The sequence below is a fragment of the Cytobacillus sp. MT66 genome, from assembly GCF_058792595.1.
In genome coordinates, this window is record NZ_JBXAFB010000003.1 from 1 (window position 1) to 14,904 (window position 14,904).

Consider the following 14,904-nt stretch of genomic DNA (forward strand, 5'->3'; position numbering starts at 1 on the left):
CCAGTCCAATACCGAAGTCATCTGTTGGCATCATAAGTCCCTTTATTTAACTGTCCATTTTATGGGGTATAGTTCACAGGCACCTTGTCCTTCCAGAAAAACCCAAGGACAGAGTGCCTGTCCCCCTGTCCTTTATTAAATTACTTCCTTCTTTTTAGAAAATCCCGTCATTATAAAGCAAGTAATAAAGGCAACTGCTGCAACAATAATAGCGAAAAGTAAGCTAATTGCCCTCATAAAGGTATCCTCACCTGGATAAGAAGGTCTTAGGGTCACAAACCAATAAACAAAAGTGAAAGTCAAAAGCATGTAAAAACTGCTTCCAAGAGCCCCCAATTTCATACGGTTTCTTTTGGAACCCTCCCAAGCATTATGTATTAATCCCCATAAATAAATGCTGCCGATTACAGCAAGAAACATGATAAGTAAGTGGACATATGGAATGACAAAATACCCCAATATACGAAGCACAATGCCCGTTAAAAGAAACAGGACGGCATTCATCACAAATAAGAATAGTCCAGCTAACCAATGATTTTGAAACCATTTTACATTTTTTAACTTATGTACCCATTTATTATTCCTTCCAAGATTGCCTAATATGGGTCTTTTAAAGACTATAACAAATAACACTCCAAGCAGGCCAATAAATAAAATCGACGTCATACGATCCCTCCGGTAAAGGTTTCTGTTAAACCATTACCCATATAATAACGCCTAATTTATTGTTTTACAATAAATTTATATCGTTTTTCATTATTTATTTGTTGTTAATTTGGCAGGTTATTTAAGAAAAAAAAACCGAAGTCTCTCGGACATATGCCGGAGAGATCTTCGGGTTGGAGGACAATGGTTCACTGTGTGTGTGATCCACTGGGATTACCTGGAAGGACAAGGTGCCTGTCCCCCTGTCCACGTCTGGCGAAGGTTGAGAATAGGTAGCAGCCTGTTATGACGATGATGCTGCCTATTCCTTGTATCCAGGTCAATTGTTCGCCTAAGAAAATGAAGGCTAAGATGGCCGTAAAGATTGGATTAAAATTTAAAAATACGCCTGATGTCGTTGACCCTACATTTTGAACGCAAATATTCCAGAGCAGCATACAGACTACTGTAGAAAGGACTCCTGTATAAAGAATAGAAATGACGAAAGAAGGACTGATATTGGTAACGGTAAAATTAGGGACACTCAAAGGCAGGAGAACAATCAATCCGAAAACAGCAGAATATAAAGTAGACATTAATGCTGACGTTTTCGTCATTGCCCATTTGCTGCAAATCGTGTAGATCCCCCATACACATACAGCAGCTATCATCCATAAATCTCCTCTATTAAAATTCAATGAAAGCAAGTAGTCTATTTTCCCTTTTGACAGGACAAGAATGACACCGAAAAGGGATAGAATCATTGAAATAATTTGCAGCCCATTCATTTTTTCTTTCAAAAATATAAATGAACAAACGGCGATGGAAAGCATATTTAACGTAGAAATTAAGCCCACATTTGTTGCAGTTGTATGCTCTAATGCTAAAAATTGCAAAAGGTTAAATAGCACAACACCTGTTAACCCCATTAAAAACAGCGGTAGGATTGCCTTTTTCGGCGGCAGAAGCTTTTTCTCCTTCCACCATACAAGTGGTACAAGACAAACGACTGCAATCAGCCACCTTAGGGCCGTTAAGGTTATTGGTGAAGCATGTTCAACTAGGGATTTACTGACAACAAAATTCCCTGCCCAAAAGAAACAAGTTAAAAGCAGCAACACATAATACTTAATTGGCATTTCCTTCATAGCCCCTTCTTCAACTATCACCGTTTTAAGCGCCTTTTAGCCATTTTTCCGCGGTGAACATTATTCATTTTTAATAATTTTAACACCGCTCTTCCAAAAACATTATTTGTTTCTGTATAATTGAATAAATTTGATATTATTGTAAGTAAATAGTCTCAACAACAAAATAAAATTCAGTTTTTATTAGTATTTTTTAAGAATAAAAGAAGGACTGAAAGGAGTGGAAATCAGTGGAATCTATCGTTAGTAAAATCCTTGATGATGTGGATTTGCAAATCTTAGATATTCTGCAAAATGCCGGACAGGTAAGCAATTCTGAAATTGCGAAGCGGGTGAATCTGTCTCCGCCAGCTACTCATGCACGGATAAAAAGATTAGAGAATGAAGGCTATATTAATCGCCATGCTGTTCTTTTAAATCAAGAGAAGTTGGGGTTTGATTTATTATCTTTTATTTTTATAAGTACAAATATACATCAAACGGAGAAGCTGGAAGATTTAGAGAAATCCTTGGCGGCAATTCCCGAAGTTTTAGAGTGTCATTGCCTAACCGGAGAATATGACTATCTTCTAAAAGTAGCCAACAAAGACCGCAGGGAATTAGAGGAATTTATTAGAAAATTAAACAGGCTTGGCGTAACAAGGATTCAAACTAGCTTAGCACTAAGAGAAATTAAATATTCCACCGTATTGCCTATTCAAAAAAATTTCTAGGAGGACAGAGGGACAGGCACTCTGTCCTGGGTTTTCCTGGAAGGACAAGGTGCCTGTCCCCCTGTCCTACTGGAAGGACAGGGGGCCTGTTCCTACCTATACCCGGTACGCGCCCGATTTGAGTCCTGCAAAAAAGAAACCTAATGCCTGGCAGAAAAAGAGGATGCCCCAAAGCTGGGCAGGAATAATCATTGTGGCTTTGGCCAGTCCGGTTGCGTCCCCTGCTGCAGATGGCTGCATAAAACTTAATAGCATAATTGTATATGAGGAGGATATCGATTCCACTAAAAGAACACTTGCGATAAATAGTAAGAAGTATTGGACAAAGGCGCCTGAACCTTTATATAGCAGCAGCAAAAACAGCGCTCCAAAGGATACTAGCCAAAAAATGCCGTAGAAATTACGCACCCAAAAGATAATATTAATACCAATAAATATAAGCAATATGGCAATGAGCACTTTATATTTTTTTCTGCTGATAAGCCAAAATGCTAAAAAGGCAAAGAAGGAAGAAAAAACATAACCGGAAATACCCGTAAAAAATCCGCCAAACCAGCCAGTATGGCTGGTGTACGTCACGCCTTCAGTGTTCATAAATAAAGAAATGTGATGAACCTTGCCGCCTAACAGAGCCATTAGTGCATGACCTGATTCATGTATGACCGTATTTATGACCTTAATATAGGTGCCGAATATAGGAATATTCAATAAGATCATCGTCAAGATAATAAACATAAAAAATTTCGAGCTTGATTTTTCTTTCAATAATTTCAATCCAAGACACCTCGTTTAGGATTCCCTATGATTTTACCCAAAAAGGCATGACACCATGCTGCACTTCTGCTGTTAATGGGGTATGTCCAATGAGCTCGCCATCAGCATGTACTAGCCTTTTATCCTCAGAATCTATTGAAATTCTTGCCCCCTGATGCAAAGCGACTTCCTTAAATCGGGTATGACTGCCAAAAAACACTGTGACAAAAACGAATAAGAGCTTTAGTCTTGAAAGATTATAAACGATTGTAACATCCAGAAGCCCGTCTGTGGTTTTAGCCTGAGGAGCTATTTTCATCCCCCCGCCGTAGTAGGGCTGATTGGAAACCGTTGCAAACCACACCCTCTCATACCTGTACGGTACCCCATCGACTTCCACGGCCAAGTTCGTTAATTTATAGGTAAAAAGAAGCCGAATGACTGCACCAGCATACGCAAGTGAGCCTAAGCCAAACTTATTCAAATACTTCTTTATTTTCGATTCATTTGTTAATTTTGAAACAGCTGCATCAAATCCCGTGCCTATGCTATTTACGAAATATTTATTTTTGGAGAGTCCCTCAACCCTACACTTACCAATATCAAAAAGCTGATCTCTATTGGGTCTATTTTTTAATATGAAGGCCAATGCTTCATACGGAGACTTTGGCACACGAAAGCCTCGTGAAAAATCATTGCCTGAACCTGCAGGGATAAACCCTGCCTTTACTGTCGGGTTACCTGCGATTCCATTGACAACCTCATGCATGGTTCCGTCACCGCCAACAGCAATTATAGCCTTTATGTTAGTTTTATATTCTAAACAGATCTGTTTTGCCAATTCCTCTGCGTGGCCTGGGTGCTCTGTATAAAAAGCCTGATAGTTTATTTTCTTTTGCTCAAGCTCATTCTTTAGCTTATTCCACACCTTTTTGTCCGTACCATTTCCTGCTTTTTCGTTTATGATAAAAATGAATGGTTTCATATTCTGACCCAAAACATACCAATATAGTTATTTCTCGAATGCTTAACCCCCACCCGTCATCCCCACTTTTTTAAAAATTAATTTTTGGATAGTTCGATAGTTTGAGTTTATCATAGGTTTCGGCTGTTTAGAACTATTGGGTACTCTCAGTGGTTTCACCACATTATGTTGCAAAAAACAAAGGCAAACCACCGCCCCGCTAGCGTGATTTGCCTTGTAATACATATATCCTTTAGCTCTTCTCAGTCCGCCTGTATATCAACTTTATTTGGTACAAGCAGCCCTTTATATTCGTAATCATCCTCGATTTGAATGGTCAATGTTGCTTGATTGCCGACGGTCATTGGATCGTTTTTCTCGATTATGATTGTAAAAGCTTTTACCATTTTTGAATGATTGACAGTGCCAACCCCAGATATGGTAGCCCAGCTGTCACCAAATGTTTGTACCTGGCCAAGCTTGGCATGCTCGATGCTTACCCCGTTTGCCTTGTCTTCAAATGAAAGGGTTCCGTTGGAGATTCCATGAGCTTGCTGGGTAATTGATAAAGTAATGTCCGCTTTTTTGCCTTTGCGCGGCGGATTTACATCCTGGAGTTTTCCTTTCAGTTCAATTTTTGCATTTTTACTAAATGACTCTGGCCTTGTCGGCATATTTCCTGTGCGTTTCAGCACCTTTCCTGCCTTTACCGCAGTTAATTCTCCATCTCTTTGCGCCAGCTTTCCGTTCACATAAACAAGCTTGATCCCTTCGGCATATTGCTTTGGCTGATCAAAGGTGGCTGTATCAGTGACTGTTTTTGGATCAAACACGGTTATATCCGCTGCCATACCTTCTTTTATTAATCCCCTGTCTGTCATCCCGATCATTGTGGCCGGCAAGCCTGTCATTTTGAATACTGCCTCTTCTATTTTTAACAGGCCCTCTTCTCTGACAAATTGGCCAAGAACTCTCGGCTGTGTTCCGTATCTTCTAGGGTGGATGCTCTCTGATTCGCTTACTCCTCCATCTGAGGCTATCGCTGTTGTCGGGTTTTGCAGGATTCTTTTAAAATCTTCTTCATCGCCAAAATAATAAATCGTCCTGATATTTCCTTCTGATTCTATGATTCTTATAACCGCTTCACCTGGGCTAACTACTTGACTGTCAGCAAGTTCCTGCAATGTTTGTCTCTTTGTCGGGAAGTATACATCGGCGGCACTTTCGCCTCTGCTTAAAATTAGTTCATGAATTTCCTCGATAATTTGTGCGCGCTGCGCCTCATCCTTGAAGCGGTCAAGCATGGCCTGATGGCCGCCGTCTTCAGCCCAGTTTGGAACAATAGCAGTAATTCCTGTCTGGCTTGCTAAATATGGGTACACGTCGGCAGCGGCGTAGGTTCCTCTTTTAATAGCGTCTTCAATCAAACCGATTGTCTGTTTGGATTTCCCCCAGTTGTCCGGCCCCATGACCTTCATGTGGGTAATAATCGGCACTAAACCAGCCTTTTCGCCAATTTCGATGATTTCAGCTGTCGCCTCAAGAACCTGATCATTTTCATTTCTTATGTGGCTGGGGAAGTTTGTTCGCCATTGTTTGGCAGCCTTTACCACCTCGATAATCTCTTCTGTTTTTGCAAATGCTCCCGGAGTATAGGTTAAGCCGGATGAAATTCCCCAGGCACCGTCCTGCATGCCTTTTTCAATTAATTGCTGCATCTCTTTAAATTCCGCATCCGTCGGCCGGCGGTCACTTTCCCCGACTACTTCTTCCCATACGGCATTAAATCCAAGGTACGCGCCGATATTGATCGCTAAACCGTTTTCCTTCAGCTTAAATTTTTCCGTAATATCCGCACTGCCAAAACCGTCGGGATTCAATATCTCAGTCGTCACACCTTGTGTAAGTGAACTTTTTGCGGTTGGAAGATGCTTCTCTTCTGCATGGCTGTGGATATCGATAAAACCAGGTGCCACCACAAGCCCCTTCACGTCCACGATATCAATTGCGTTTTCTTTAGAAAGATCCCCAATTTCGTAAATAAAGCCATTTTTCACACCGATATCCGCTTGATAAGATGGTGCCCCCGTTCCATCAGCAATCGTTCCATTTTTTAGGATCACGTCATATTCCGGTTCATTTACCGTAGCCGTGGCGGTCTGATTAATCGGCAGTAAACAGCCGGCAGCCAATACCGCTGCCGTTAAAAGCGTACGAATCTTTTTTCTTTTCACCCTTTCCCCTCCTGTAGAAAATGAAATTCCCCCTATGTATACAAGGGTCTCTCCTTTCTAATATTTTCCACTAATTAAAAGTATTTTATCTATTTCGCTAATATGTCTTTTTAGGGTATGACCATTTATTCAATTTTCTTTTTGAGAGGAAAGTAACATGAAAAATTTGATAGATTACTAGTTATCGCATGGCAGCATTGCTCACTTTTTGGGGCACTAACATCGTGGATTTGTTACCTTTTCGCGGGGGCTCGCTCCTTTTCCGGCACTAACATCATAGATTTGTTACCGTTTCGCCGGGCTACTCTTTTTTTCAGGCACTAACATCGCTTATTTGTTACCGTTTGCCAGGCTACTCACTTTTTCCGGCACTAACACAACAAAAAAAAGGACAAGGTGCCTGTCCCCTTGTCCCTAAAATAAGTCTAGCAATAGCTGCCAGAAGCCTTTTTCTTTTTCTGGTTTTGCTTGTTTTGGTTTTGGTTCTTCCTTTTGGATGCTGTCGGTTTTAATGACGAATTGCACTGAGTGGATTTTTTCATTTTTAGATGAAACGAATGAAACGGGTTTAAAGTCTGATTTATCGTATTCTTGGATCATTTGATTGATTTCTTCCTGCATTTGCTGTGGCAGGTTTTTGGTTTCTTCGTATAATTGGGTTGTTCCATTGTGCAGTTCACCGACACCATTGGCTAATTCACCTGTTCCGCCTGATAGACCAGTGATGCCTGCATGGATCTTGTTATAGGAATCAGATAATTTATTTACTCCCTCGGTATAGCCAACCAGTCCTGAATGAAACTCTTCGTAATTTGCTGCTAGTGTCGCAATACCTTTTTGCAATTCTCCTAGCCCACTCATATCCATCTCTGATAGAGATGATGATAGCTCATTGGCAGTAGACGTCAGTGAACCACTCATCTGCTGCAAGGCGCTGGTAGTTTCGTTCAAGGTCGGTTCCACTGCTGCAAAAGCCTTTTTCGTCACGGAATAGGTTTCTTTAATTTTTTGTCCAGCTGTATAAAAGGCAACCAATCGATCAAGCACATCGGTATTGGCGCCACTTGCATACAGCCCCGCTATTTCTTCCTCCGTCACCTGCTGAGCAGGAATCGATGCAATGGCGCCATCTAATGCAGTATATGCTTGTTCGTAGCCTTCCCGCAAAGCCGTGATTCCTTTGGCTGTTTCAGCAAGACCATTGGCTAATTGGGTTAGACCTGCTGGCAATTCACCTAGTTTGGTCAGATCCACGCCATCTGAATCAGCTGCTAAGGAAGTGCTGATTGTTTTTAGCGCGCCGCCAATGGCATTTGATCCAGCGACAATCTTACCTGACGCTCCCTTGATATCGTTCATTCCGTTCCTATATTGTGCAGAACCATCTTTTAGTGATGATGCTCCTTTATTTAATTGGATCACACCTTCTTCCAATTCATTCACACCATTATTTACATCTCTGATCGCATCTGATAATTTCCCCATGTCATCGGTCATGTTGTCCATTTTTGCTGTATCAATGGGAAGTGTGGATGGGACGGCTGCGATTTCAATCCCGTTGAATTCAAAATCCCCTACATCGGCGTCAACACTAAAGTCTTCATCTTGCCCAGGCATAACTGTGAAGGAAATTTGCTTATTTTTCCCTGCGTTTGCCATCATCCCGCCTGTTGCCTCGATGTTTTCATATTTATTTTGCAGCTGCAGAGAAATCTGTAAAAGGTAATTTTCATAAAATACTGGATCCACGTCTGTATTCGCCGACGTCTCTATGCTAATTTTCAGATGACCACTTTTTCCTGCGAGCTCCGCTGGGGATACTTTTTTCCCATCCAAAAAGTAGGAAACGGCAAGATTCCATGGCAATTCTGTATCTTCACTCATATTTCCCTGATAGTAGAACTTCCCTTCTGGAGCCTGCATGCGAACTGTTTGCCCCTCTTTGGCAAGCTCTGATAAATCAGTTAAGTTCTTAATGCTGCGATAATTCCCGTAGTCGAGAATTTCACCAGCCTGCACGACATCTAAGGTATTTACAACATAAATTTCTTCTAAATCACCAGCAGCATTTAATGTTGCGTATACCACTTCATCTTTAGAAGCCAGTTTCCCGTCCACATTTTTAGCTTCCGCTTGATCCGCAGAATCAGCTTTTACAAGAAATGACGGGAAGAGCAGGAACGCAGCAATCACAGCTGGCAGTACTTGTTTTTTTCTCATATCATTTCTCCTCATAATAATTTGCTTGATAAGTGGATTTCTTAATCAGCTTATCGAATACCACGAGCAGGGCTGGCAATAATAGGACAACCATCACAAAGGCTAGCAGAGCACCTCTGCCTAACAATAACCCAATCGAAGATACAATCGGATTCGATGACGTGATCCATAAAATAAACCCAACACTTGATAGAATCGCAGCCGATATGGAGATGGAGAATGTTTTTTCATCCAATGTCTTCATTATTGCTTTTACGGCAGACATATTTTTACGATGATGCTGGTATTCCTCTGTCAGTAAAATCCCATAATCGACCGTTGCTGCCAGCTGTACTGTACTGACAATCAAGTATCCTACAAATACCAATGGTATATTGGTAAAGTAAGGGATTGACAGGTTTATCCAAACGGATGACTGGATGGTTAATAACAGGATCACCGGGAGAGAAATCGATTTGAAAGTTACCAGCAGCACTAAGGCAATCGTCCCAATAGTTAGCACGTTAACAATAATATTGTCTTTTGTCACAGTCGTTTTAATGTCATATAAGGTAACACTTTCCCCTAAACTAAGCGTTTGATCACCGTAATATTGCTCAGCTGTCTTCTGTACTTTTTTTACGATTGAAAAAGGAATCTCCCCTTCTGTTCCCTGATTCGTATTGACTACAATTCGGCTATAGTTGTCCGAATAAAATTCATTTGTTATCGATTTATCCAGATATTCAGGCGGAATCACTGAACCGACCATATTCACATAGGCTATCACATTTGTCACATAATCAAGCTCTTCTAGCTCATTGACGAGCTCCGTCTCTTTGGCTGCATCGCCTTTAGGCACTAAAAGGACAATTGGCGTCGTTTCACCAAAGGTTTCTTTAATCTTAAGAAAATCACTGCCCGCACGCGATGATTCCGGAAGTTCGCCAAGACCATAGGTAAATGTGGTATTGCTTTGTGCTAAATAGGAAGGAATCAGAATGATAAACACAAGAATCAGGACGGGAATTCGCAGTTTTAGCACAAACCTTCCAATTCCCTCAAAGCTTGGGATAAAGCTTTTATGCTCGGTTTTATCGATCCATTTATAAAGCAATAGCGTTAAGGCTGGCAAGAACACCATTACACTAATAAAACTTAGAACAATTCCTTTTACCAAGTTCAAGCCGAGATCAGAGCCGATTTGAAAATTCATAAATGTTAGGGCAATGAAGCCAAAGAAGGTGGTAGCTGCACTGGCGGTAACCGCAGGAAATGATTTTTTCATCGCAAGCCGCATTGCTTCTTCCGGGTTACCGGCTGTCTTCCGGTAATCATTAAAACTATGAAGTAAAAAGACGGCATAATCCAGTGAAACAGCTAACTGTAAGATAGGAGAAACGGACTGGGTGACGAAGGAAATTTCTCCGATAAATATGTTCGTTCCTAAGTTAATCAGAACAGACACACCGATGGCTGTCAGGAAAAAAAGCGGTTCTATCCATGAATTCGTTGAGATCACCAGGATAAATATAATGATCGGAACGAGTAATAAGGCTGCATATAAGGACTCCGTGCCCGCCATTTTCTGTGAGGTTGCTGTGTTTATCGCTTCACCTGAAATAGCACCTTTCTCACCGATTGTTTCATAAATCGCATCGGTAATTTCTACTTCATCACCGGCGCGAACTCCGATAGTAAACAAGGCAGATCCATCTTTGTAGTAGGTTTCTACTGTCTCTTGATCAGCCATTTCCAATGGGGTTTTTAAATCAACGACATCATCTAGCCATATCACATCGGAAACTCCGTCAATGGCAGACAGTTTTTCTTTATACATAAGTGCTTCCTGTAAGGTTACGTCTGGCACCATGACCCTTGTATTGGGAATCGAAGCGGTAAACTCACTTTCCATGACATCCAGTGCTTGTGTGGATTGAGCATCTTCCGGCAAATAATCAACCATATTATAGTTGACCGGCACAAAAAACTGTGCCGCCGTACAGATAATCGCAACCAGCGCAAACACCAAGACAACTGCTTTTTTATGTCTTATGATACGTGCTGCAATATTTATCACGATTCATCCTCTCTTGAGACTTTCAGACTTTCACTTTATTATTATATAAAGAAGGACAAGGGGACAGGCACCTTGTCCCTAAAGTTTCCTGCTATGTGTACGCAGGTATTTTTCAACATCATTATAAAGGCCAGTCTGGTTTGCATATTTGACATAGTTTTTTGCGGTACGGAGCCACTCTAATGTGGAAGGTTGCTGGTCTTCCAGGGCTTGCAGTAAATCATCTGTGTTCAGCGGCCGTTCCACCCCTGTGGCTAAAATTTCTTCTATTAAATGTTCCGATGCCAGTTCAACGATATTTTCGATATCCGCCCCGGAGAAAAATTCAGTCAGTGCAGCCAGCTTGGCTGTATCGATTTCTTCTGCCAATCTTCCTTGAAGCTTTAACTTGAAAATTTGTTCTCTTGCTTGTTGATCTGGCGGGGCAACAAAAATTAACCGGTCAAATCGACCTGGCCGCTTAAGTGCCTGATCGACATCCCATGGTGTATTGGTTGCCGCCATCACGAGCACTTCATCCGTACTTGTATCAATTCCTTCCATTTCTGATAAAAAAGTATCGATTACTCCTCTAGCAGCATAATGAGATTTGGAGCGGCTAAATCCAATCGTGTCGACCTCATCAAAAAAGAGAATACTAGGTTTTTGCAAACGAGCTTTGTCAAACATCTCTTTTAAATTCCGTTCACTAACACCTATATACGGGTCTAGGATATCCGTAATCCGAACAGGGTAAAACTGGGCATGACATTCCCCTGCGGTGGCTCTTGCGATAAAAGTTTTCCCGCAGCCCGGAGGTCCATAGAGAAGAACGCCGCCACCGACTTTTTTACGGAACTTTGCAAACAAGCCCTTGTTGAAAAATGGGCTGATAATGCGCAGGTGAATCGTCTTTTTTAACTCCTCAAGACCCGCTACATCGGCAAATGTAACTGCATTCTGTTTCTGTCCCATAGAGGGTTTGGTTTGATGGCCATCGATAACCTTTAGGTGAGATTGAATTTTTTTCATTTTTGTCTGCGGTTCAGTCTTCGGGTTGGCTGGTCTATCGGTGGGGACCGCTTCCGTCGGGTGAACTTCGATGTTTTTGGAAGAGGCGGATTCCACCGGATGATTTTCGATGCTTTTCGAGGAGACCGCTTCCTCCAATTGATTTTCGTTGCTTTCGGCAGAGAACGCAATTGTCGGGTGAACTTCGATGCTTTCAGATTCTACCGTGCTTTTTCCTTGTTGCATATGGACACTGACTCTGGTTAGTTCGTGTATTATTTCCAGTTTCAGTTCCTCATTCCTGCAATGGGAAATTGCAGAAGACAATGATTGGATGGCTTCTATATACTGGCAGTTTTCCGCTAATTCTTTTCCCAGCCAATAGCGAGCTTCAGGATCGTCTGGGTGCTGCTCCGCTATTTTCTGGAGCCATTTTACTTTATCCATTTTTTCACCTTCTTTTCATCTTCCTAATCATTTTTATAAGCGGCAGAGAAATCCATGTATAAAGGGCTAGACCTACATAGCCGTAGAGCCAGATCGCTCCAGCCAAATCCTGCCCGAACCAATGCAGGATCAGCAGCATCCCGATGCCGATTGCCCAAAAAACAGCCGGCCCTCCCAGCCGATCCACAAGCCGGTTTGGTGCTAATAAGGGATGCCCCTGTATGTCCAATTCTTCCAAAATGGACAGGAGTTTTTTGTCTTCCGGCTGTAAGAGAAAGGCTTGCCGAAAATATTCTCTCGCTTCTTTTACCTTTTTATGAAGGGATGCATGAACTCCTAGCACAATGAGTTTGGTTAGCTCACTGTCGGCTGAATTCATGTATTGCTCTAAAGCCAGGATTTCTTGATTTTTTTTATGATTCAGCCCTTCTAAGCGTAAATAATACCGAAGAACATGTGCGTTTTCCGGTTCCAGTTCTAATGCTTTATTCATTAGCAGTTTTGCCTTTTTTCTATACCCGGTTTTTTTCATTAAGTAAGCATAGCTCGCATGCGTCTGGGCATCATTAGGATTCTGCCGTAGGGTGTCTAAAAAGGCTTCCTCCGCCTTTTGAAAGCGATTGGTTTCCATATATAAATGACCGAGGATTGGCAGAACGACTGTTTCTTCCATGCCCAGTCTTATCGCTTCCATGAGCTGCTCTTCCGCTTCATCATACAAGTCTAATTGGTAATTACTGAAGCCGAGCATATACCAAAGCCGGGCATTTTCTGCCTGCTCGCCAAACGCATCCTTCACAAACTCAACAACTTGGTCATATCGCCGAATCCCAAAATAATATTCAATAGTTTCAATCGGCATGATTCGCTGTTCACTCATTCTGTACACCTGCCATCCTGCGGGACACGGGGACAGGCACTTTGTCCTGGGGTCTCTGACCCCCGCGGACAAGGTGCCTGTCCCCCCGTCCATTTTTTACTACAAACCTAGCATCTGTAAAAATGCGACTTCAATAATAACCGAAATGACAATCCATAGGACCCCTTGGCCAAACATTACTTCAGTATCACCACCAAGGGCGAGATGTTCTTTATAAGGCTTTTTCAGGGTAAAATAATAGATAATAAAGGTCAGGATTCCAAAGCCTTTTGCTATATTGTCAAAGTAAGAGTCTTTCATAGAAATCATCCCATTGGAAACGGCGAAGAAAATCAAATGATTGATTACGAAAAGGCTCACACTGGCAGCCAGTAAAAGCAAAATATACTTTCGCTCGAGGCGAAGCCACTTCGCATTCCGCAAACCGAGTACGGAAACACCAACAACCCCTCCAAAAAAAGCCACAATAAAAAGACTGCCAATATTATAACTTTTGGTGTTGCTCACCTCTCTCCCTTGCAAACTTGGAGAATAAAGATCTTCCTGCATCTACTTAAAACCTCCTATACGGGACACGGGGACAGGCACTCTGTCCTTGGTTTTCTGGGCTGCTCGGACAAGGTGCCTGTCTCTCTGTCCATTCACATATCATCGGCCATGGACAATATGGCCTTCACAATTGCTTCGGGCTGGTCGTACATAACTGCGTGGCTGCTGTTTGGCACTGTGATGAATTTACTATTAGCAGATAATTTCTCCAATTGCTTTTGAGCTTCCAGCCATTTCTTTTTGAGATCATTTTCCTCTTTTTCAGAGAAGCCTAATGCTGTAGCCTGGAGATCTGCTTCACTCGGTGTCATGATGATTAAAGGCTTTTTGCCCAAAGAATGAGTGGTTTCGAGTGATTTTTCAGCGGTTTTTATTTGTTGAATTTCTTCATTTAATACTTTGAAAAATGGAGAATCCCACTGAACATTTACATACTTTTTGGCGGAAAGGTAATCTGGCATGGCATCGGAAAACATAGTTTCCCCCAGCAGCCGCGCTAATCCGATTCTTGATAATATCCCATTCATCGTTTGGTCTTGTGTGTCGAAAAACTTTTTATTAAATTCAGGGGCTTGTTCTGCAAACAACTCATTTCTCGAGTCAATAAGTATTAATCCAGAAACCTTTTCTGGATACTTGTCTGCAAAGAGACGAGTGTAGATCCCCCCGACCGAGTGTCCTACTAATATCACAGGGGTGTTTATGTTAGAAACCTCGAGAATTTTACTTAAATCGTCAATGGTCATATCGATAGAAAAACCATCAGGAGGCGGATCGCTCCAGCCGTATCCTGCTCGATCATATGTAATCACTTGAGTATGCTTTGATAACTCTTCCTGAACGATTTGCCAATCATAAGACCAGTTTCCTGTACCTGTTTCAATGACTACAGGGGGCAGATTCGTTTTATTTCCTTTTATATTCACATGTATTTCTCTGTTCCCCACATTTATCATTACTCCATCTGGAGGGTAGCTATTTTTGATATTTTTATAGGATATCATTTCAAACAAAGAGCCTGAAATCAGCATAAGTATGATGATCAAAACTACGGTAATAGCAATCACTTTTAATCTTCTAAAGCGTTTCACTTTTTTCGAATAGGTAATCTCCAAACCATCAGCTCCTTCTAATTTAAGTAAAATTCTGACAGTTTTAGTATACCATAACATAAAAAAGAGCCTAAATCTTTTCGATTTAGGCTGCGGGACAAGGGGACAGGTTCATTGTCCTTCAGTCTCTGGGTGCTGAGTGCCACGGACAAGGTGCCTGTCCCTGTGTCCACGCTGAGTGCCACGGACA

General features: G+C 41.7%; 12 protein-coding genes. 1 reads left to right on the top strand and 11 read right to left on the bottom strand.

The annotated features are described in order from the left end of the window. Positions 1 to 135 precede the first annotated feature (135 nt). Complete coding sequence (locus tag AC1Q59_RS05955) at positions 136 to 666, bottom strand: hypothetical protein (RefSeq protein WP_492364885.1); 531 nt, start codon at positions 664 to 666, stop codon at positions 136 to 138. A 188-nt stretch (positions 667 to 854) separates the two neighbouring features. Further along, positions 855 to 1,784 (bottom strand): DMT family transporter, encoded by a 930-nt coding sequence (locus AC1Q59_RS05960; RefSeq protein ID WP_492365354.1) that lies wholly within the window; start codon positions 1,782 to 1,784, stop codon positions 855 to 857. Positions 1,785 to 2,023: 239 nt separating this feature from the next. Between AC1Q59_RS05960 and AC1Q59_RS05965 the strand changes: the two genes are divergently transcribed. Beyond that, positions 2,024 to 2,506, top strand: coding sequence for an Lrp/AsnC family transcriptional regulator (locus AC1Q59_RS05965; RefSeq protein ID WP_492364886.1), 483 nt, complete (start codon positions 2,024 to 2,026; stop codon positions 2,504 to 2,506). A gap of 96 nt (positions 2,507 to 2,602) precedes the next feature. Here AC1Q59_RS05965 and AC1Q59_RS05970 read toward each other — a convergent pair whose 3' ends face one another. The 9 genes from AC1Q59_RS05970 to AC1Q59_RS06010 form a co-directional block, all read right to left on the bottom strand. Continuing rightward, the gene (locus tag AC1Q59_RS05970; protein ID WP_492364887.1) at positions 2,603 to 3,280 is read right to left on the bottom strand and encodes a M50 family metallopeptidase; all 678 of its coding nucleotides are present in this window, start codon (positions 3,278 to 3,280) and stop codon (positions 2,603 to 2,605) included. Positions 3,281 to 3,305: 25 nt separating this feature from the next. Further along, positions 3,306 to 4,244: a diacylglycerol/lipid kinase family protein gene (locus AC1Q59_RS05975; protein WP_492364888.1), complete on the bottom strand. Its 939-nt coding sequence runs from the start codon at positions 4,242 to 4,244 to the stop codon at positions 3,306 to 3,308. Between the two features lie 242 nt (positions 4,245 to 4,486). Further along, a complete protein-coding gene (locus tag AC1Q59_RS05980; protein WP_492364889.1) occupies positions 4,487 to 6,457 on the bottom strand; it encodes an N-acyl-D-amino-acid deacylase family protein in 1,971 nt (656 codons plus the stop codon). 414 nt (positions 6,458 to 6,871) lie between these two features. Next, positions 6,872 to 8,677, bottom strand: coding sequence for a YhgE/Pip domain-containing protein (locus AC1Q59_RS05985; RefSeq protein ID WP_492364890.1), 1,806 nt, complete (start codon positions 8,675 to 8,677; stop codon positions 6,872 to 6,874). 1 nt (position 8,678) lies between these two features. Next, a complete protein-coding gene (locus AC1Q59_RS05990; protein WP_492364891.1) occupies positions 8,679 to 10,736 on the bottom strand; it encodes an efflux RND transporter permease subunit in 2,058 nt (685 codons plus the stop codon). Between the two features lie 78 nt (positions 10,737 to 10,814). Then, positions 10,815 to 12,173, bottom strand: coding sequence for an ATP-binding protein (locus AC1Q59_RS05995; RefSeq protein ID WP_492364892.1), 1,359 nt, complete (start codon positions 12,171 to 12,173; stop codon positions 10,815 to 10,817). Between the two features lie 4 nt (positions 12,174 to 12,177). Further along, positions 12,178 to 13,053 (bottom strand): tetratricopeptide repeat protein, encoded by an 876-nt coding sequence (locus AC1Q59_RS06000; RefSeq protein WP_492364893.1) that lies wholly within the window; start codon positions 13,051 to 13,053, stop codon positions 12,178 to 12,180. 99 nt (positions 13,054 to 13,152) lie between these two features. Continuing rightward, positions 13,153 to 13,602: a hypothetical protein gene (locus tag AC1Q59_RS06005; protein WP_492364894.1), complete on the bottom strand. Its 450-nt coding sequence runs from the start codon at positions 13,600 to 13,602 to the stop codon at positions 13,153 to 13,155. 92 nt (positions 13,603 to 13,694) lie between these two features. After that, positions 13,695 to 14,717, bottom strand: a complete 1,023-nt coding sequence (locus AC1Q59_RS06010) for an alpha/beta fold hydrolase (RefSeq protein ID WP_492364895.1) — start codon at positions 14,715 to 14,717, stop codon at positions 13,695 to 13,697. Positions 14,718 to 14,904 lie beyond the last annotated feature (187 nt).

What these genes read in the sequence shown, in the direction of transcription:
- AC1Q59_RS05960 (WP_492365354.1), bottom strand. Translation starts at nt 1,784, where the DNA reads ATGCCAATTAAGTATTATGTGTTGCTGCTTTTAACTTGTTTCTTTTGG.
- AC1Q59_RS05955 (WP_492364885.1), bottom strand. Translation starts at nt 666, where the DNA reads ATGACGTCGATTTTATTTATTGGCCTGCTTGGAGTGTTATTTGTTATA.
- AC1Q59_RS06005 (WP_492364894.1), bottom strand. Translation starts at nt 13,602, where the DNA reads ATGCAGGAAGATCTTTATTCTCCAAGTTTGCAAGGGAGAGAGGTGAGC.
- AC1Q59_RS05995 (WP_492364892.1), bottom strand. Translation starts at nt 12,173, where the DNA reads ATGGATAAAGTAAAATGGCTCCAGAAAATAGCGGAGCAGCACCCAGAC.
- AC1Q59_RS05985 (WP_492364890.1), bottom strand. Translation starts at nt 8,677, where the DNA reads ATGAGAAAAAAACAAGTACTGCCAGCTGTGATTGCTGCGTTCCTGCTC.
- AC1Q59_RS05975 (WP_492364888.1), bottom strand. Translation starts at nt 4,244, where the DNA reads ATGAAACCATTCATTTTTATCATAAACGAAAAAGCAGGAAATGGTACG.
- AC1Q59_RS06000 (WP_492364893.1), bottom strand. Translation starts at nt 13,053, where the DNA reads ATGAGTGAACAGCGAATCATGCCGATTGAAACTATTGAATATTATTTT.